Origin of the sequence: Actinomadura sp. 7K534, assembly GCF_004348575.1 — a bacterium.
Lineage (GTDB): Bacteria > Actinomycetota > Actinomycetes > Streptosporangiales > Streptosporangiaceae > Spirillospora > Spirillospora livida.
This window is the reverse complement of record NZ_SMKB01000006.1, coordinates 43,136-62,216: the sequence shown is the minus strand read 5'-3', so window position 1 is coordinate 62,216 and position 19,081 is coordinate 43,136. Positions and strand designations below refer to the sequence as shown.

Below are 19,081 nucleotides of genomic sequence, written 5' to 3'. Positions count from 1 at the left end.
ATGCGTACCAGTTGAGGCTGGCTTCGCCCGCTTCGCCGAGTGCTACGACGGCTCGGGTTGGGGTTTTCCGTGGGTGGGGGTGATGGCTAGGGCGTGCATGCGGCGTGCGGCCCAGTCGCCCAAGGGAGCCAGGGCCGCGTGGAGGGCGGCGCCCTCGTCGGTCAGTTCGTATTCGACTCGGGGCGGGGTCTCGTCGAAGACCGTGCGCCGGACGATCCCGTCCGCCTCAAGCTCGCGCAGTTGCTGGGTGAGGACCTTCTCGCTGACGCCGGGAAGGCTGCGGCGCAACTCGCCGAATCGGTGGAGCCGCTCGTCCAGCGCCCACAGGATCAGCGCTTTCCACTTGCCGCCGACGACGTCCATCGCGGCGTCGAGGGCACAGATGTAGGGCGGGTTGCGCATCCACCCGATGGTAGTCGCGATGCCCCGCCCTGCAGCTGTACGTCCGGGTCAGGCGGCGGCGCGTCGCATCTCCCAGAGTGAGGCGCGCAGGTGGCCGGCCAGGTCGCCTGGCACCCCCGCCTCCTCGGACGTGGAGATCATCGTCTCCAGGCCGGTCGCCTGCATCTCGGCGTTGGACTCGTCCGGGTCGGGTTCGGTGAACATGAGCGGGAGCATCTGCTCCATCCACGGCTGGAGCACCTCGCGGGTGAACGTCTCCACGTCGCCGCCTTCCGCGTGGACCAGTGCAGCGGCGTGGCTCACCCCGGCGATCATGCCGTACATGCCGCTCAGCGCGCCCATGTCGTACAGCGCGGCGTAGCCGTGGTCCTCGCCCACCCAGTGCGGACGGGCAAGGGGCGTAAGTGCGGGGGCCACGTGGTCAAACAGGTCGCGTGGGCCGCTGTAGAGGATGACGGCTTCGTCCGTTCCCACCGCCGGAGGTACGGCCAGGATGCCGCCGGCGAGGAAGCGCACCCCGTCCTTCTCAAGCCATCCGGCGAGTTCGCGGGCCTGCCGTGCTGAGCCGCTGGTGAGGTTGACGATCGTCCTGCCGGTCAACTTCCCTATGGCCGGTGCCAGCGTTTCGCGGACGCTGGCGTCGTCCAGGAGGCACGCGAGCGTCAGGTCACTTGTTTCGATCGCCTCCTCCAGGCTCGGCGCCTCCCGTGCACCGCGTGCGCGGAGGACGCCCGCCTTACCTGGCGTGCGGTTCCAGATCGTCACCTCGTGGCCGGCCTTCAGGAGCGTGCTCGCGAGCGCGCGCCCCATGCTCCCCAGACCGAGGACGCTGATTCGTTGCGTGTTCATGCATCCACTGTTCAGCGGGGCGACGCAGACCACAAGAACGCACTTTGAGGTGCGTGATTACCTGAAGGTTAGGCGCCTGGCCAGGCGAGATGGCCGGGACCTTCTCTATTGGAGTTGTCGATGACCATTCGCCGTGTGGTGCCCAACATCCAGTCTGAGGTCGTGCCGGAGAGCCGGGAGTTCTATGAGCTGCTGGGCTTCGAGGAGGTCATGAACATGGGGTGGGTCGTGACGCTCGCCTCCCCGTCCAATCCGACAGCGCAGATCAGCTTCTTCACGAGGGACGAAACCGCTCCGGTCACGGCCGACATGAGCGTAGAGGTGGACGACGTGGACGCGGTCTACGCGGCCATGCGGGACGGCGGCGCGGAGATCGTGCATCCCCTGCAGGACGAGGGGTGGGGAGTGCGCCGGTTCTTCGTCCGCGACCCCAACGGCCGTGTGGTCAACGTGCTGGGCCACCGCTGACAAGGCCGGCAGGTCGGTCAGGAATGAAGAAGCCGCCTTGACCTGGGAACTTCTAGGTTTGTTGTCGAGGACATCGACCGATCGGCGGAGGTAGACGGTGGCGCAGGGGCAGAAGGAGAAGTCGGGCGGGCCCGGGGCGGTTTCGCGGTGGATGCAGCATCGGGCCAACGCGCGGATCAACCGCAAAGTCCGCAAGGGACGCGGCAAGGTCATGGGCATGGACGTCCTGATCCTGCACACGGTGGGCAAGCGGAGCGGGGAGCGTCGGGAGACGCCGGTGGCGTGGTTCCCCGACGAGGAAGGCGCGCGGCTGATCGTGGCGTCGGGCGGCGGAGACCGGCACCCGGACTGGTTCACCAATCTGATGGCGCACGCCGACCGGGCGTCCATGGAGCTGCCCGGCCGCGGAGCCGTTCCGGTGACGCCGCAGCGGCTCGAAGGTGCCGACCGTGAGGAGGCGTGGCAGCGCATCGCCGCCGCCCAGCCGCGCATCGCGAAGTACCAGAGCAAGTCCGAGCGGGAGTACCCGGTGGTGCGGCTCACCCCGCGGTGAGACGTTGAAGCGCCCTTACTGAGGTTGGGAGAGGGGCAGGCGCATAAGGAGGCGGGCCCCTGGGGGGTGGCTGGGTTCGACGGTGAGGGTGCCGTTGTGGAGCCTGCCGATATGCCGGCTGATCGGCAGGCCGAGTCCGGTGCCGTTGGGGTCGCGCTCGCGGGAGGACTTCAGGCGGACGAAGCGTTCGAAGACCTTTTCGCGCTGGTCGGGTGGGATGCCGTCCCCGTCGTCGGACACTTCCAGTTCGGCGGCGGTGCCTTGGGTGCTGCGCCCGACCCTGACCTTGATCCAGGTCGCGGCGTGGCGGTCGGCGTTGTCTAGCAGGTTGGCCAGGACGCGGCAGATGAGGTCCCGGTCGCACTCGACGGTCAGGTGTTCGCGCAGGTCCGAGGTGATGGGGATGCGGCCGGACGGACGGTGCCGGAGTTCGGCGTCGGTCAGGTCGGTCAGGTCGGTGGACTGCATGTGGAGGGGCTCGCCGGAGTCCAGGCGGCTCAGCTCGACCAGGTCGGTCAGGATCGCGTGCTGGCGGTCGACCGCGGCCAGCGTGTCGTGGGCGACCTGCGGCCAGTCGACCTCATCGGGGTATAGGAGGGCCTCCTCCAGGAGGAGGCGGATCCCGGCCAGCGGGCTGCGCATGTCGTGGGACGCCGCGGAGGTGAACTGCCGCAGGTCGGTGACGGTGGCCTCCAGGCTGTCCTGGGTGGAGTTCAGCGTCTGGACCATGGCCCGGAACTCCTGGTGGTCGGGCACCGGGACCCGCCGGCTCACGTCGGTGGCGGTGATCTCGGCGAACTCCGCGCGCACCTGCTCGACCGGGGACAGCGCCCTGGCCGTTGAACGGTAGGCGACCGCGAACGCGCCCGCGGTCGCCAGTGCCGCGGCCGCGGTCGCGGCCAGCGCACTGCGCCGTGAGGCGTACCAGGGGATCTCCGGGGACGCGATGTACGCCAGCATCGAACCGCGGCCGTAGTGGTGGCGATGCGCCTTGGGCTCGATGCGCACCGCCAAGATCTTCATGTGCCCGCCCACGGAAGCGGGGAGGGGCACCGTGCGCTGGGCATTGATATGCCCGCGCTCGGGGGCGAAGGCGGCGATGCGGGGCCTGCCGCGCAAGGCCGGCGTCGCAGAGATCACCCGGCCGCGCGCGTCGAGCACCTGCATCTCGTGCCCGGGCAGGGTGGGGAGCGCCTCGGGCAACGCGCCCCGCCGCAGGAGGAAGAACGTGTTGTCGATCGCGTTGTGGACGCGTTCGCGCCCCGCCAAGGCCCGGTGCCTGCTCAGCAGGCTGAGGAACAGCATGGTGACCGAGGCCGACACTGCAGCCATGACGCCCGAGGCCGTCAAAGCCGTGCTCATCCGTAACGGCAGATGCCTCCAGCTCAAGGCGCCCCCCTCGCAGACACCAGGTGCTACTGAGCCGCCCCTACCCCGAGGCCCAGACCGTCACACAACACACGCGGTGCCGACCCGCAGGGCAGGCCGCCCGTGGCGGCGGGCAGGCGGAACCGGTGGAGCGGCCGACGCCCCGGTGAAACCGGGGTGAAAGCCGGTTGAAGGCGGGCGGCCGCACGCTTCCGCACATGAACACCGAAGCACGGCAAACGGCCATATATGCGGCCGGCCTCAGGAAGGCGTTCGGGGAGAAGGCCGTCCTCGACGGGATCGATCTGGACGTGCCGCGCGGCACGGTCTTCGCGCTGCTCGGCCCGAACGGCGCGGGCAAGACCACGATGGTGCGGATCCTGACCACGCTGATCCCCGCGGACGCGGGGGAGGCGCGGATCGCGGGACGCGATCTCGTCCAGGACCCCGACGGGGTGCGCAGGGCGATCGGCGTGACGGGGCAGTACTCGGCGGTGGACGGGCTGCTCACCGGCCGGGAGAACCTCATCCTGATGGCGGACCTGCACCGGCTGGGCAAGGCCCCCGGGCGCAGGGCCGCCGACGAGCTGTTGGAGCGGCTCGACCTTGCGGACGCCGCGAACCGCACGGCCGCCACGTACTCGGGCGGGATGCGGCGGCGCCTCGACCTCGCGATGACGCTCATCGGGAACCCCCGGATCATCTTCCTGGACGAGCCGACGACCGGGCTCGACCCGCGGAGCCGCCGCACGATGTGGGAGATCATCCGCGGGCTGGTCAGGAGCGGCGTGACGATCTTCCTGACGACGCAGTACCTGGAGGAGGCCGACCACCTCGCCGACGGGATCGCGGTGCTCGACGGCGGCCGGCTCGTCGCCGAGGGGACGGCGGACGAGCTGAAGCGGCTGGTCCCAGGCGGGCACGTCCGGCTCCGGTTCGACGGCCCCGCGGAGCTCGACGCGGCGGCGCGGACGCTCGGCGCGGCCACGCGGGACGCGGTCACACGGGACGCGGTCACACGGGACGACGAGGCGCTCACCCTGCAGGTGCCGGGCGACGGGAGCGTCCGGTCGCTGCGGGCCCTGCTCGGCCGGCTGGAGGACGCGTCGATCGAGGTCGGCGGGCTGTCCGTGCACACGCCCGACCTGGACGACGTCTTCCTCGCCCTCACCGGGCGCCCCGAGAACGAGGCGGTCGCGCGATGACGGCGGTCGGGCGGGCGGCGGCGGACTCCGCGACGATGCTGCGCCGCAACCTGCGGCACGCGCTGCGCTACCCGTCGCTGTCCATCGGCACGATGATGGTGCCGGTCTTCATCATGCTGCTGTTCGTCGGCGTGTTCGGCAACGCGCTCGGCGCGGGCGTCGGCGGGGCGGCGAGCGGCGGCTACATCGGCTACGTGGCGCCGGGCATCATCCTGATGGCCGTCGCGTCCGGGTGCATGACGACGTCGGTGTCGGTCTCCCTGGACATGACCGAGGGCATCATCGACCGGTTCCGGACGATGCCGATCGCGCGGGCGTCGCTGCTCACCGGGCACGTGGCCGGCAGCATGATCCAGACGGTGCTCAGCACGGCCGCCGTGATCGGGCTCGCGGTCGCGCTCGGCTTCCGGACGAGCGGAGGCGTCCTCGACTGGCTCGCCGCGATCGCCCTGCTGGTGCTGCTCACGTTCGCGCTGACGTGGGTGGCGGTCGCCCTGGGGCTGCTGGCGAAGAACCCGGAGGGCGCCAGCAACTCGCCGCTGATCATCCAGTTCCTGCCGTTCGTCGGCAGCGCCATCGTCCCGCCGGAGTCGATGCCGGCCGGGGTGCGGTGGTTCGCCGAGTACCAGCCGTTCACCCCCGTCAACGAGACGCTGCGGGGGCTGCTGGCCGGCACGCCGAGCGGGCGGGACGCGGCGGTCTCGATTGCGTGGTGCGCCGGGCTCGCCGTCGCCGGCTACGCCTGCTCGAAGGTGCTGTTCAACCGGAAGGCGCCGCGCTGAGCTCGCGGGCCAGGTCGCGGGCGGCGGCCCGCAGGCCGCATCCGTCCAGGCGGGCGTACTCCGGCACGGCCGCGGAGTACGCCCGCCGGTCGGCGTCCTCGGCGGTGCGGCGGGCCGTCGACGGTGACATCGTGGGCTGGAAGGACCGGACGAAATACAGCCGGTCCGCCAGCGCGATGGTGCGCGCCGCCCGCGCCCGCACGTCCGGCGGGGCCTCGGCGGTGCCGCCCGCGCGGGCGAGGTCGGCGAGGGCCAGGGCCAGCAGGACGCCGCCGCAGAGCGGGAGATCCATCAGGAACGACGGCATCGTGTCCTGCGGGTGGGCGAGGAGGGCGGACAGCTTGGCGGGCAGCCCGGCCGCGATGTCCTCGACGAGGTCGAGCCGGCCGTGCCGCGCGTGGGCGACGACGGTGACGCTGTGCGCTTCGAGCGTCCACGGGTCGAGGCCGGGCGCCGACATGGGGTCCTCGTCGCAGGTGAGCCGCTCGACCGCCCGCCGCCAGAGCCGCAGGCCGGTCGCGGTGCGGCCGCGCCCGAAGGCGATCTCCGCGCGGGCGCCCAGGTGGAAGGTGGCGGTGCCGAACGTCTCGTCGTGGCCCGACACGAGCGACTGGTCGAGCCGGCGTTCGGCCCGGTCGAGGCGGCCGAGGCGGAGGTCGGCGGCGGCGAGCGCCCACAGCAGCCCGAAGCTGTCGTGCCATCCGTAGTGCTCGATCAGGTCCAGGGACACGTGCAGGTGGTGCGAAGCCCGTTCGTCCCGGTCGAGCTGCAGCAGCAGCTCGCTGACCCGCGAGTGGGCGAGCAGCGTGAGCCACGGGGTGCGCGGCTCGCCGGACGCCGCGAGCATTGTCTCGGTGGCCCGGAGCGCCGCGGTCAGGTCGCCGTCGCGTTCCCTCATGTAGCCGGCGACGCAGTTCGCGATGGCGGCGAGGGCCGGCGAGTCGCTCGCGCGCATCCGGTCGAGGACGGCCGCGCCGCCGTCCGGGTCGAGGATCTCCGGCCCGGCCGCCAGCACCGCCGCCATGGCCTGGATGAAGCCGGTCGGCGCGGCGGGCGGCAGGCGGCGCAGCGCGACGAGGGTCCGCGTCGGCCGCGGCCCCTTCATCAGCAGCGCGGTCAGGACGTTGAGCGTGAGGGCGGTCCGGGCCGTCTCGACGTCCCCGGGGCCGGGACGGAAGCGGCTCAGCGGCCCGGCCGTCTCCTCCGCCATGGTGATCATCCGGCTGTAGGCGGCCTCCAGCGTCCACAGGCCGCCGAGCACGGCGGCCACCGCCGCGACGGCCGGGCGGTCGTCCCGGGCGAGGGCGTGGCGGAGCGCCTGCACCAGGTTGTCCTGCTCGACCCGGACGCGCGCCAGGGCGGCGAACGGCTCGGCGCCGAACAGCGACTCCTGGTGCGCGGCCCCGAACCCCCGCGCCCAGGCGAGGAGCCCGCCGATCGCACGGTCCGTCTCGCCTTCGGCGTCGCGGTGGGCCGCGCTGAACTCGCGGACGCTCTCCAGCATCCGGAACCGCGTCCCCGATTCGCCCTCGGTCGTTTCGAGCAGCGACTGGACGACGAGGTCCTCCAGGCTCTCCAGGACGTCGCCGTCCACGAGGGGGCGTGCAGCGTCGGCGGTGAAACCGGCGGAGAAGACCGACAGCGCTCGCATGGCCGCCCGCCCGGACGGAGACAGGAGGTTCCAGCTCCATTCCACGACGGCGTGCATCGTCCGGTGCCGGGACGGCGCGTCACGCGCGTTGCCCCGCAGCAGCGCGAACCGGTCGTCCAGCCCGCGGGCGATCTCCGGCACCGACATGACGCGGACGCGCGCCGCCGCCAGCTCCACGGCGAGCGGCAGGCCGTCCAGGCGGCGGCACAGCTCCGCAGCGGCGTCCGCGGGGACGGCGGCGCCCGGCCGTGCCGCACGCGCGCGCTGCCGGAACAGCTCGACGGCCGTCGGCAGGCCCAGCGCGGGGAGCGGGTACACCGACTCCGACGACAGGCCGAGCGGCGCGCGGCTCGTCGTGAGCACCCGCAGGTCCCGGGTCATCGCCACCAGGCCGCCGACGAGGCCGGCGACGCCGCCGACGACGTGCTCGCAGTTGTCCAGGACGAGCAGCACGGGACCCGGCCCGAGCGCCTCGGCGATCCCGGCGAGCGGGCCGCCCGTCCCGCCGGGGCGGCCCGGGGCGGCGCGGCGCGGGTCGCCGGCGCCGAGGACGGACGCCGCCTCGGCCGCGACGTCCTCGTCCCGGGCGACGCCCGCGAGCGGGACGAAGTGCACGGACCGCTGCGGGGCGTCGCGCGCCACCGCGTGCGCGAGCCGCGTCTTGCCGAGCCCGCCCGCGCCGACGATCGATGTGACGCGGGACGTGTGCACCAGGTCGAGCACGGCCGCGAGGTCGCCCGCCCGGCCGAGCAGCGGGTTCGGCTCGTGCGCGACACCCGTCCGCACGGCCGGGGCGTCCGCGCGGAGCAGCTCCCGGTGGACGTCCTGGAGCGCGGCCCCCGGATCGGCGCCGAGCTCGTCGCGCAGGGCGCGCCGGTAGGTCTCGTACCTGGTCAGCGCGGTGGACGGCCCCGCGGTCGCCGCCTCGCAGCGCAGCAGTGCGCCGAGGACCTCCTCGTCGCGGGGATGCTCGCGGGCCACCGCGGTGAGCGCGTCCAGCCCCTCGGCGTGCCGGCCGAGCCGGGCCAGCGCCAGGGCGCGGGTGCGCGCCAGCGCCCGGTACGCCGGGGTCCGTGCCGCTCGCAGCGCTGACAGGGGGTCGTCGCCGGTGCCCGGACCCGGGGGCGCGTCCCACAGGGCGAGGCCCTCCTCGGCGCGGGTGAGGGCGCCCGCGTGGTCGCCCTCGCGGGAGCACCGCGCGCTCGCGGACGCGGCGAGCAGCACGGCCGAGGCGTCCACCCGGGACTCGTCCAGCCCCAGCCGGTACCCGGCCGGGGTGCGCACGACGACGTCCGGCCCGAACTGCGACCGGGCCCGCGACACGACGACCTGGAGCGCCTTGGCGGGGTTCTCCGGACGCCCGTCCGGCCACAGCCCCTCGACCAGGCGGGCGACGGGCACGCCCGCCCGCGGCTCGTCCGCCAGGAGCGCGAGCAGGCCGCGCAGCCGGGGGCCGGAGACGTCCCGCCCGCGGCAGGAGACCCGCGACAGCAACCTCAGCTCGACGGCCACGGGAGAAGGCTAAGCCCGCGGGGGCGGTCAGGTGCGGTAGTGGCGGCGGAGGGCGACGCCCGCGAAGACCCCGCCCGCGACGGCGCCTGCGCCGGCCGCGACGGGCAGCGCCACCATCGTGACCTTGCGGCCGGTGCGGAAGTCGTGGACGGGCCAGCCGTTCTCCCTGGCGTGCGCGCGCAGCTCCGGGTCCGGGTTCACGGCGTGCGGGTGGCCGACGGCGGTCAGCATCGGCAGGTCGTTGATCGAGTCGCTGTAGGCGGCGCAGCGCGCCAGGTCCAGGCCCTCGCGCTGCGCGAGCGCGCGGACGGCCTCGGCCTTCGCGGGGCCGTGCAGCAGGTTCCCGACGAGCCGGCCCGTGTAGAGGCCGTCGCGCGTCTCGGCGACGGTGCCGAGCGCGCCGGTGAGGCCGAGGCGGTGCGCGATCGTCCGGGCGACCTCGACGGGCGTGGCGGTGACGAGCCAGACCTGCTGGCCCTCGTCCAGGTGCTGGAGGGCGAGGGTCCGGGTGCCGTGCCAGATCCGGTCGGCCATGACCTCGTCGTAGATCTCCTCGCTGAGCGCGACGATCTTGTCGACCCGCTGGCCGGCGACGAACGACAGCGCGGCCTCCTTGGCGCTGCCGATGTGCTCGGAGTTCTCGGTGCCGCGCAGCCGGAACGCGGCCTGCCCCCAGGCGAACATGGCGAGGTCGCGCATCGTGAACAGCTTGCGGGCGGCGAGGCCGCGCGCGAAGTAGTAGATGGACGCCCCGCGCATCATCGTGTTGTCGACGTCGAAGAACGCCGCCGCGGACGGATCGGGCTCCGGAAGCGGCTCGGGCTCGGCCGCCGCGGCCGCGGCGACCTCCCCGGCGCTCTTGTGATCTTCGTCCTTGGCGCGCTGCCAGAATCGCCGCATGGGGCCGAGCCTAGTCAACCCCCTTGCCCGAGATCGTCGCGCCGCCCGTGATTGGGACCGTCGTCACCCTGGCCGCTCGCGGCCGCCATGAGCCGCTCGCGCAGCGAGGCGCGGAACCGCGGGTCCGGCCCCGCGTCGCCCACCCGCAGCCGGGCCAGCGCGTTCCCATGCTCGGCGATCTTCCCTCGCCCGGTCATCAACAGCCGCTCCCTTGCGGTATCCGGACGCGAACGCGCTCCTGCCCGCAAAACGATCGTGCGGCGGCGCGGGTTACGGCCCGGTGATCAGATTGATAGACCTTTCAATGATGCCCGCCGCGCGGCCCGCCGAAGCCTGCGGCGAGGCCGCGCACTACCCCTTCATGGCCGGGGCATGGGCTCCACGCGGGCTAACGGAGCAGGTCGGGCGGGAGCATCCGGGCCAGCGACCGGACGGCGCGGTACTGCAGCGCCTTGATCGCGCCCGGCTTCTTGTCCATGATCAGCGCGGTCTCCGCGACCGACAGCCCGTGCAGGAACCGCAGGACGACGCACTCCTGCTGCTCCGAGCCGAGCCGCCGGACGGCCTGCAGCAGCGTGCGGTTCGTCATCGCGTCCAGGACGGTCCGCTCGGGCCCCTCCTGGTGCCGGTCGGGCTCGACGAGCTCGGCGGTGCAGATCTCCAGCCGGTAGCGGCCGGACTTGAAGTGGTCGGCGACGAGGTTCCGCGCGATCGTCACCAGCCAGGCCCCGAAGTCCTTGCCCTGCCAGTGGAAGTCGCACATCCGGCGCAGGGCGCGGAGGAACGTCTCGCTGGTGAGGTCCTCGGTCTGCGAGTGGGTCCCCACGCGGTAGTAGATGTAGCGGTAGACCAGCTCGACGTAGTGGTCGTAGAGGCACCCGAACGCTTCGGCGTCGCCGTCCCGGGCCCGCAGCACCAGGGCCTTGAGCACCTCGGCCCGGTCGCTGTCGGCGGCCTTGTCGATGGTCCGGCCGGGGGCGTGCCCGGGGGCGCGGGCGGCGCTCTCCCGGAACAGCCGGGGGATCGGGAGCAACCCGGCATCGAGGGTCAGGCTGCTCATGCAGTTCTCCTCGGGGCGTACGCGACCTCCGGCGTGATTTGCCACTCTAGATACCGACACGTACGCCAGGCAATGGTGCGTGCAGAGGTACGTGCACGCCGCGGCGTGTGCGATCGCCGCAGGGGCCGGCGCGGGCGGTCGGCGCAGCCGGGGCTGAGCCGTTCACGTGAGCGGTTACCCGTCTCCCCCCGGCATCGGGCAACATGGGGCGCGATGCTCTCTGCTCTGCTCGCGCTCCTGGCAGCCCTTGGCGCATTACTCGTCACCGGGTTGCTGATCCAGCGCGCCCAAAAGGACCGGCTGCTCTACCTCATCGCGTGGTCGTTCACGCAGGTCGGGCTGTCGCTCGCGCTGCTGTCCATGGGCGTCGGCTTCCTCGCCGGGTTCAACGGCGTGTTCTTCCGCGTCATGGAGCTCGGCGCCGCGCTGATCGCGCCGGTCTGGCTGGCGCTCGGCATGATCGAGCTGATCGCGCGGTACGTGCAGGTGCGGTTCGCCGCGTGGCTGTTCGCGATCTCCTACACGTTCGTCGCGATCGTGATCCTGCTGCTGGACCCGCTCAAGGGCAAGCTGTCGAAGGACCTGCCGAAGCCCCGCGACACCTACGACGCCCTGCCGCTGCTGCTGATCGACGGCGCGCACGTCGTCGCGGTGCTCGCGCTGGCCGGGTGCACCGGGGTCACCGCGTGGCTGGCGAGCAAGCAGGACCAGGAGGCCGCCGAGCTGCTGATCCCCATCGCGCTGGTCGCGCTGGGCGGCGTGCTGGTGGTGAGCGGCAGCCGCGGGTTCCTCCCCGCGCCGCTCGCGGTGATCGCGCTCGGCGGGGCGGCCGGCCTCGTCTGGTACGGGGCGATGCGCACGATCCCGGTCTACGACGACGAGGACTATGACGACTATGGGGACGACTACGGGGATGAGCCGGTGACCGGATACGAAGAGCAGGGCTACCCGCCCGGACGGCGCGAGCCCGTCCCGGCGCCGACCCCTTCGCACGACCCGCGCCGCGGCGAGCTGCGCTTCCCCGAGCCGGCCCCGGCCGAGGACCTCCGCTTCCGGGAGAACCCCGCCGGCCCCACGGCCGTGGACGGGGTCGGCGCCGCCGCCGCGCTGGGCGGCCTCCCGGCCGCCGACCAGCCCCGGGCCGGCGGGCTGGGCGGGGCGTGCGGGCAGATCACCGTCTACACGCTCCTGGACGGCCGCGAGGACGCCTTCGACCGGCTCGCCGCCGAGCTCGTCAAGGCCGCCCGCGCGCTGGAGCCGGAGACCGTGATCTTCGCCAGCCACGAGGTGGTCGGGGCCCCCACGCAGCGGATCTTCTACCAGCTCTTCCGGGACGACGCCGCGTTCGCCGCGCACCGCCGCCAGCCGCACCTGCAGCGGTTCCTGGCCGAGTCCCGGACGCACGTGCTGGCCACCAACGTGATCGAACTGCGCCTCGGCGCGGCCAAGGTGCCGCTCCCGGCGCCGGAGTTCCCCGGGAGGTGACATGACCGGAACGGAGCGGGCCGCGCCCGGCATCGTGATCACGCTGCTGGGCAAGCCCGGCTGCCACCTGTGCGACGACGCCCGCGCGGTCATCGAGCGGGTCGCCCGCGAGCTGGACGTGCCGTGGGAGGAGCGGGACATCACCCTCTCCGAGCGGGACACCGAGCAGTACTGGGAGCAGATCCCGGTCACGCTCGTCAACGGCGTCCAGCACGACTTCTGGCGCGTCGACGAGGACCGCCTCCGCGCCGCCATCGCGAAACTGCGCGAAGCGGCCTGACACCCCCTGACACCCGGCCCACCCGGCCCGCGCGGCGGGCGGTGCGCGGCACCTGTTTCCGGGTGCCCGGTTTGTCGAGTCGGTCACATCGTGTGGCGGTCTCGTGGACGCGACGTACGCTCGAAAGCCCCTGGTGGGCGGTGTTCTCGTCGTCGTGAGCGGGCCGGGCGGCGCCCGCGGAAGCGGGGGTGACTTTGTGCGTCTGTTCACAAAGGCTTAACCTGAGGGGCAGCCCCGGGGCGGTCGGAAAGCGGTGTGAGGCCGCCTGCCGGACCGCACCAGACCGGGGCCACGGGTCCGCGTCCCCGTGCCCAGCGACGAGCCCGAAGAGCAGGCCGTGACACCTCGACAGAACCGATCCCGCGACCGCGCGGGCCGCGGCATCCCGGAAGCCACCGTGGCGCGGCTGCCGGTGTACCTGCGCGCGCTGACCGCGCTGCAGGAGCGCGGCGTCGCCACCGTGTCCTCGGAGGAACTGGCCGCGGCGGCGGGCGTCAACTCGGCCAAGCTCCGCAAGGACCTCTCCCACCTGGGCTCGTATGGGACGCGCGGGGTGGGGTACGAGGTCGAGTACCTCGTCTACCAGATCTCCCGCGAACTCGGCCTCACCCAGGACTGGGTGGTCGCGATCATTGGCGTCGGTAACCTGGGCCGGGCGCTGGCCGGGTACGGCGGCTTCGCGTCCCGCGGCTTCCGCGTCGCGGGGCTGCTCGACGCGGACGAGGCCATCGTCGGCCAGGAGATCTCCGGGATGGTGGTGGAGCACATCGACCGGCTGGAGGGCATCATCGCCGACCACGGCGTGTCCATCGCCGTGATCGCGACCCCCGCGGGCGCGGCCCAGGGGGTCTGCGACCGCGTGGTGGCCGCGGGCGTCACCAGCGTGCTGAACTTCGCGCCGGTCGTGCTCTCGGTGCCGGAAGGCGTCGACGTGCGAAAGGTCGACCTGTCGATCGAACTGCAGATCCTTGCGTTCCACGAGCAGCGCAAGGCCGGGGGACCGGACGGTCTCGCCCCCCTCCAGGAGGGGGACGCGCCTCCCGGTACGTCACAGTATGTGGAAACTGTAGAGGCATGATCGGGGCAGTCCGACCGGGTAACCAGGGAGACGCGGGAGAGGCCATATGAGCATTCTGGTCGTGGGACTCAGCCACCGGAGCGCACCCGTCGCGGTGCTGGAGCGCGCCGCGGTGGCCGGGGACGACCTGGTCAAGCTGCTGCACGCCGTCCACAGGTCCGTGAACGTCGCCGAGACCGCCATCGTGTCGACGTGCAACCGCGTCGAGATCTACGCGGTCGTGGACAAGTTCCACGGCGGCGTCTCGGCCATCTCAGAACTGCTCGCCCTCCACTCCGGCATACCGCTGGACGACCTGTCGCGGCATCTTTACGTCCACTACGAGGAGCGGGCCGTCCAGCACGTGTTCGCGGTGGCGTGCGGCCTGGAGTCGATGGTCGTCGGCGAGGGCCAGATTCTCGGGCAGATCCGGCAGGCGTTCCGGCTCGCCAAGGACGAGGGCACGCTCGGCCGCGACCTGCACGACGTCCTGCAGCAGTCGCTGCGGGTGGGCAAGCGCGCCCACCACGAGACCGGCATCGACAAGGCGGGCGCGTCCCTGGTCAGCGTGGGCCTGGAGGTCGCCGTCCGGCACCTCGGGCCGCTGGACGGCGTGCGCGCCCTGGTCGTCGGCGCCGGCTCGATGAGCTCCCTGGCCGCGGCGACGCTGAGCCGCTCCGGCGCCCGCGAGGTCGTGGTGGCGAACCGCACCCACGAGCGGGCCGTGCGGCTCGCGGAGTCGCTGGACGTGCCGTCCCGGGCGGTCGAGCTGTCGCTGCTGGACGCCGCCATAGCCGAGGCCGACCTGGTGGTCTCCTGCACCGGCGCGACCGGCGTCGTGCTGACCGCGGCGCAGCTCGCGGCGCGGGGCGTCGGCTCCGACGGGCGCAAGCGCTTCCTGCTCGACCTGGCGCTGCCGCACGACATCGAGCGGGAGGCCGGCGACCTGCCGGACGTCCGGCTGGCCGGGCTGGACGACCTGCGCACCGAGCAGGAGGCGGCGCAGGCCATCGGCCCGAAGGCCGTCGAGGCCGCCCGGCGGATCGTGCGCGAGGAGGTCGAGGCGTTCCTCGGCGCGGCCCGCGCCGCCGCCGTCGCCCCGACGGTCGTCGCGCTGCGCAGCAAGGCCGCGGATGTCGTGGAGGCGGAGCTGAACCGGCTGAGCGGCCGGCTCCCCGAGATCGACGAGCGGGCCCGCCGGGAGATCGGCCAGACCGTCCGGCGCGTCGTGGACAAGCTGCTCCACGCGCCGACCGTCCGGGTGAAGGAGCTGGCGGCGGCGCCGGGCGGCGACTCCTACGCCGACGCGCTCCGCGAGCTGTTCGACCTGGACCCGAAGGCGCCCGAGGCCGTCGCCCGCGCCGACATGGACGCCGACATGGACGCCGACATGGACGAGGACGGGCCGGCGGCCGCGCCGGACTGGAACGCTTCGGCCGCCGCGGTTGACGCCGAGTGCGCCGAAGCCGATTGTGTGAGCATCCCGTCCCCGCCCGAGGGCGCGCGAGGGACCGGCACGGACGACGCGGCCCCGGGCAACGCAGCCATGGACGACGCCGCCGCGGGCGAAGTGAGCGTGCGGGACGTCAACGCCCACGAGCTGGAGGGCGTGCGCGCGGAGACGGTGAACGCGCAGGCCGCGAGCGTCCGGGCCGTCAGCGCCGGCGACGCCGTCGCGGCGCGCGAAGGAGACACGACGTGATCGCGGGCGGCGGCGCCGCCCGCCGAGAGCCGAGCGGAGCGAGCCATTGAGTCAGGGATTGAGCGGTCGGCCGGGCGCCACCGGGGGCCCGCTGCGGCTCGGGACCCGGAAGAGCCTGATGGCGACGACGCAGTCGCAGCGGGTCGCGGACCTGTTGACGGAGCGCACGGGGCATGCCGTCGAGCTGGTGGGGGTAACCACCCAGGGTGACGTCTCCAAGGCCCTGGTCGCGCAGATGGGCGGGACCGGGGTCTTCGTCAACGCGCTCCGCGACAAGATCCTCTCCGGCGAGGTGGACTTCGCGGTGCACTCGCTGAAGGACCTGCCGACGTCCGAGACGCCCGGGATCGCGCTCGCCGCGACCCCGGCCCGCGACGACCCGCGGGACGCGCTGTGCAGCCCGGTGAAGCTCGCCGACCTGCCGCACGGGGCGCGCGTCGGCACCGGTTCGCCGCGCCGCATAGCGCAGCTGCGGGCGCTGCGTCCCGACCTGGACGTCATCCCGATCCGCGGCAACGCCGACACCCGGCTGGCGAAGGTCACCGACGGGGAACTGGACGCCGTCGTGCTCGCGCACGCGGGCCTCCGGCGGATCGGGCGGGTCGAGGCGGTCGGCGAGGTCTTCGACACCGACCAGATGCTGCCCGCGCCCGGACAGGGCGCGCTCGCGCTGGAATGCCGGTCCGACCGGGCAGACCTCCGCGAACTCCTTGGAACGGTCAACGACGCCGCGACCAGGAGGGCCGTCACCGCCGAGCGGACGATCCTCGCCGTCCTGGAGGCGGGTTGCTCCGCGCCCGTGGGGACGTACGCTGCCGAAGTAGAAGAAGAACTGCATCTGACGGCGACCGTCGCCGCGTACGACGGGAGCCGGCAGATCAGGCTGTCCGCAAGCGGCCACCCGGATGCCGCCGAGCAGATCGGCCGCGACCTCGCGGACCGGCTGCTCGCGCAGGGGGCCGACCAGTTGATGGGGGAGCGCGATTGAGCCCCGCCGCGAAGAGCACCGCCGCCAAGAACACCGAGGCGCAGAACACTGAGGCGAAGCCGACCGAGGCGAAGCACACCGAGGCCGAGAACACCGAGGTGACGGACATCGAGGCGACGAGCACCGGCGCGACGAACGAGCCCGCCGCGGCGCCGCCCGCGCTCGGCACCGTCTCGATCGTCGGGATGGGGCCGGGCGACCCGGGCCTGCTGACCCTGCGCGCCGCGGCCGAGCTCGGCCGCGCCGACACGGTGATCGTGAGCCGTGCCCAGTGCCCGGAGGAGATCCTCGCCCACTGCCGCCCCGACGTGGAGATCATCGACTCGGCGGAGGGCGACCCCGTCCGGTTCGCCTCGCGCGCCGCCAAGGCGGGGCGGCGGGTCGTCCGGCTGGTGAACGGCGACCCGGGCCTCGGCTGCGGGCTGGCCGCCGAGGGCTCCGCGCTCGCCAAGGCCGGAGTCCCGTTCGAGGTCGTGCCGGGCGTGTCCGCGGTGACGGGCGTGCCCGGGTACGCGGGCATCCCGCTGACCGACGCCGACCACCGCGAGATCCGGGTCGTGGACGCCTCCGAGGGCGGGGTGGACTGGGAGCGGTTCGCCGCCCCGGACAGCACGCTCGTGATCATGGGCGCGGAGCACGCGGTGGCCGAGGTCTGCAAGGGCCTCGTCGCCGCCGGGCGCCCCGACTCCACGCCCGCCGCGATGACGAGCCTCGGCACGACCACCGAGCAGGAGACCGTCGTGTCGACCCTGCAGAAGCTGGCGTCCGCGTCGAAGGGCATGGAGGCGCCCGCGCTGATCGTCGTCGGGGACGTGGTCGGCTGGCGCGACAAGCTGTCCTGGTTCGAGACCAAGCCGCTGTTCGGGTGGCGGGTCCTCGTGCCGCGGACGAAGGAGCAGGCCGCGTCGCTGTCGGACCAGCTGCGCGGGTACGGGGCCGTCCCCGACGAGGTCCCGACGATCTCCGTCGAGCCGCCGCGCACCCCGCAGCAGATGGACCGCGCCGTGAAGGGCCTGGTCACCGGGCGGTACGAGTGGGTGGTGTTCACCTCCACCAACGCCGTCAAGGCCGTCCGGGAGAAGTTCGTCGACTACGGCCTCGACGCCCGCGCGTTCGCCGGGCTGAAGGTCGCCGCCGTCGGCGAGCAGACCGCCGCCGCGCTGGTGGAGTTCGGCGTCCAGCCCGACCTGACGCCGTCCGGGGAGCAGTCCGGCGAGGGCCTCGCGGCGGAGTGGCCGCCCTACGACGAGGACCTCGACCCGATCAACCGGGTGCTGCTGCCGCGCGCCGACATCGCCACCGACGTGCTCATCGCCAGGCTGACCGAGCTCGGCTGGGAGTGCGAGGACGTGACCGCCTACCGGACGGTCCGGGCGGCGCCGCCGCCCGCGCCGATCCGCGAGGCGATCAAGGGCGGCGGGTTCGACGCCGTGCTGTTCACGTCGTCGTCCACGGTGAAGAACCTGATCGGGATCGCGGGCAAGCCGCACAACGTGACGGTGATCGCCGTGATCGGCCCGCAGACCGCGCGGACCGCGCGGGAGTACGGGCTGCGCGTGGACGTCATGGCGGAGAAGCCGTCCGTTTCGACCCTCGCGGCGGCGCTCGCGGAGTACGGTGCCAAGCGGAGGGCCGCCCAGATCGAGGCGGGCGACCCGCTCCGCAAGCCCAGCCAGATGCGCCGGGGCGCCCGGCGCCGCCGTTGAGACCGTAACGAGACCGAAGCCGCCGGGGCGCGCCGGCGCGGAACACCCGAACCGGGAGAAGGACATGTCCGCACAGTTCCCCGTCGCCAGGCCGCGACGGCTGCGCCGCACGCCCGCGCTGCGCAGGCTCGTGGCCGAGACGCGGCTCGCGCCCGCCGATCTGGTCCTGCCGATGTTCGTCAAGGAGGGCATCACCGAGCCGCAGCCCGTCTCGTCCATGCCGGGGGTGTACCAGCACACCCGCGACAGCCTGCGCAAGGCCGCGCACGAGGCGGCGCAGGCCGGCGTCGGCGGGATCATCCTGTTCGGCGTCCCGGCGGTGAAGGACGGCACGGGCTCGGCCGCCGACGACCCGGACGGCATCGTCCAGCTCGCGCTGCGCGACCTGAGCGGCGACCTGGGCGACGCGACCGTCGTCATGACGGACCTGTGCCTGGACGAGTACACCGACCACGGGCACTGCGGCGTCCTCACCGACTCCGGCGAGATCGACAACGACGCCACGCTGGAGCGGTACGCGTCGATCGCGGTCGCGCAGGCCGAGGCGGGCACGGCCGTCGTCGGCCCGAGCGGCATGATGGACGGCCAGGTCGCCGCGATCCGCGCCGCGCTCGACGGCGCCGGCCACCCGGACATCGCGATCATGGGGTACTCGGTGAAGTACGCCTCGGCGTACTACGGCCCGTTCCGCGAGGCCGCCGAGTGCGCGCCGCGGTTCGGCGACCGCGCCAGCCACCAGCAGGACCCGGCGAACGCCGAGGAGTCGCTGCGCGAGGTGCTCCTCGACCTCGACGAGGGCGCCGACATGGTCATGGTGAAGCCCGCCGGGGCCTACCTCGACGTCGTCCGCCGCGTCCGCGACACCGTGGACGTGCCCGTCGCCGCCTACCAGGTCAGCGGCGAGTACGCGATGATCGAGGCCGCCGCGGCGAAGGGCTGGATCGACCGCGAGCGCACCATCATGGAGTCCCTCCTGTCGATCCGCCGCGCCGGCGCGGACATCGCACTGACCTACTGGGCCACGGAGGTGGCCCGCCGCCTGTCCCAGGACTCTCCCTAGTCACTTGGGGTCGTATCCGGGGGTTGCCGTGCCCGGGGGTTTGCGCGGCGGGC

Annotated in this window: 18 protein-coding genes; 11 read left to right on the top strand and 7 right to left on the bottom strand. The window is 73.3% G+C overall.

Features of this window, described 5'->3' with window-relative positions; genetic code table 11:
* Window positions 1-42 precede the first annotated feature (42 nt).
* Window positions 43-402 (bottom strand): helix-turn-helix domain-containing protein, encoded by a 360-nt coding sequence (locus E1266_RS02665; protein ID WP_207945381.1) that lies wholly within the window; start codon window positions 400-402, stop codon window positions 43-45.
* Window positions 403-450: 48 nt separating this feature from the next.
* Entirely contained in the window at window positions 451-1,251 is an 801-nt protein-coding gene (locus tag E1266_RS02660) for an NAD(P)-binding domain-containing protein (RefSeq protein WP_132043323.1), read from the bottom strand.
* 120 nt (window positions 1,252-1,371) lie between these two features.
* Here E1266_RS02660 and E1266_RS02655 point away from each other — a divergent pair, with 120 nt between their 5' ends.
* Both E1266_RS02655 and E1266_RS02650 read left to right on the top strand, forming a co-directional pair.
* On the top strand, window positions 1,372-1,719 hold the full coding sequence (locus E1266_RS02655) for a VOC family protein (RefSeq protein WP_132043321.1): 348 nt from the start codon (window positions 1,372-1,374) through the stop codon (window positions 1,717-1,719).
* A 97-nt stretch (window positions 1,720-1,816) separates the two neighbouring features.
* Window positions 1,817-2,272 (top strand): nitroreductase family deazaflavin-dependent oxidoreductase, encoded by a 456-nt coding sequence (locus E1266_RS02650; protein ID WP_243718189.1) that lies wholly within the window; start codon window positions 1,817-1,819, stop codon window positions 2,270-2,272.
* Window positions 2,273-2,287: 15 nt separating this feature from the next.
* Here E1266_RS02650 and E1266_RS02645 read toward each other — a convergent pair whose 3' ends face one another.
* Window positions 2,288-3,604, bottom strand: coding sequence for a HAMP domain-containing sensor histidine kinase (locus tag E1266_RS02645; protein WP_132043319.1), 1,317 nt, complete (start codon window positions 3,602-3,604; stop codon window positions 2,288-2,290).
* A 254-nt stretch (window positions 3,605-3,858) separates the two neighbouring features.
* Here E1266_RS02645 and E1266_RS02640 point away from each other — a divergent pair, with 254 nt between their 5' ends.
* The gene (locus E1266_RS02640; RefSeq protein ID WP_132043317.1) at window positions 3,859-4,845 is read left to right on the top strand and encodes an ATP-binding cassette domain-containing protein; all 987 of its coding nucleotides are present in this window, start codon (window positions 3,859-3,861) and stop codon (window positions 4,843-4,845) included.
* Window positions 4,842-5,627, top strand: coding sequence for an ABC transporter permease (locus E1266_RS02635; RefSeq protein ID WP_132043315.1), 786 nt, complete (start codon window positions 4,842-4,844; stop codon window positions 5,625-5,627). The genes E1266_RS02640 and E1266_RS02635 overlap by 4 nt, the downstream gene beginning before the upstream one ends.
* Here E1266_RS02635 and E1266_RS02630 read toward each other — a convergent pair.
* From E1266_RS02630 to E1266_RS02615, 4 genes are all read right to left on the bottom strand, one after another.
* On the bottom strand, window positions 5,605-8,790 hold the full coding sequence (locus tag E1266_RS02630; protein ID WP_132043312.1) for a BTAD domain-containing putative transcriptional regulator: 3,186 nt from the start codon (window positions 8,788-8,790) through the stop codon (window positions 5,605-5,607). The two genes, E1266_RS02635 and E1266_RS02630, sit on opposite strands and share 23 nt — an antisense overlap.
* A gap of 27 nt (window positions 8,791-8,817) precedes the next feature.
* A complete protein-coding gene (locus E1266_RS02625) occupies window positions 8,818-9,690 on the bottom strand; it encodes an HAD-IB family hydrolase (protein WP_132043310.1) in 873 nt (290 codons plus the stop codon).
* 14 nt (window positions 9,691-9,704) lie between these two features.
* A complete protein-coding gene (locus tag E1266_RS02620) occupies window positions 9,705-9,887 on the bottom strand; it encodes a hypothetical protein (protein WP_132043308.1) in 183 nt (60 codons plus the stop codon).
* 191 nt (window positions 9,888-10,078) lie between these two features.
* Window positions 10,079-10,750 (bottom strand): sigma-70 family RNA polymerase sigma factor, encoded by a 672-nt coding sequence (locus E1266_RS02615; protein WP_132043306.1) that lies wholly within the window; start codon window positions 10,748-10,750, stop codon window positions 10,079-10,081.
* 213 nt (window positions 10,751-10,963) lie between these two features.
* Between E1266_RS02615 and E1266_RS02610 the strand changes: the two genes are divergently transcribed.
* From E1266_RS02610 to hemB, 7 genes are all read left to right on the top strand, one after another.
* Entirely contained in the window at window positions 10,964-12,235 is a 1,272-nt protein-coding gene (locus tag E1266_RS02610) for an antibiotic biosynthesis monooxygenase (RefSeq protein ID WP_132043304.1), read from the top strand.
* Between the two features lies 1 nt (window position 12,236).
* Window positions 12,237-12,515, top strand: coding sequence for a glutaredoxin family protein (locus E1266_RS02605; RefSeq protein WP_132043302.1), 279 nt, complete (start codon window positions 12,237-12,239; stop codon window positions 12,513-12,515).
* Between the two features lie 337 nt (window positions 12,516-12,852).
* Complete coding sequence (locus E1266_RS02600) at window positions 12,853-13,593, top strand: redox-sensing transcriptional repressor Rex (protein WP_132043300.1); 741 nt, start codon at window positions 12,853-12,855, stop codon at window positions 13,591-13,593.
* Between the two features lie 46 nt (window positions 13,594-13,639).
* A complete protein-coding gene (locus E1266_RS02595; protein WP_207945380.1) occupies window positions 13,640-15,274 on the top strand; it encodes a glutamyl-tRNA reductase in 1,635 nt (544 codons plus the stop codon).
* Window positions 15,275-15,332: 58 nt separating this feature from the next.
* Window positions 15,333-16,262: a hydroxymethylbilane synthase gene (hemC, locus tag E1266_RS02590; RefSeq protein ID WP_279436296.1), complete on the top strand. Its 930-nt coding sequence runs from the start codon at window positions 15,333-15,335 to the stop codon at window positions 16,260-16,262.
* Between the two features lie 176 nt (window positions 16,263-16,438).
* Complete coding sequence (locus E1266_RS02585) at window positions 16,439-17,968, top strand: bifunctional uroporphyrinogen-III C-methyltransferase/uroporphyrinogen-III synthase (protein WP_279436297.1); 1,530 nt, start codon at window positions 16,439-16,441, stop codon at window positions 17,966-17,968.
* A 64-nt stretch (window positions 17,969-18,032) separates the two neighbouring features.
* Entirely contained in the window at window positions 18,033-19,028 is a 996-nt protein-coding gene (gene hemB, locus E1266_RS02580; protein ID WP_132043298.1) for a porphobilinogen synthase, read from the top strand.
* Window positions 19,029-19,081: the final 53 nt, after the last annotated feature.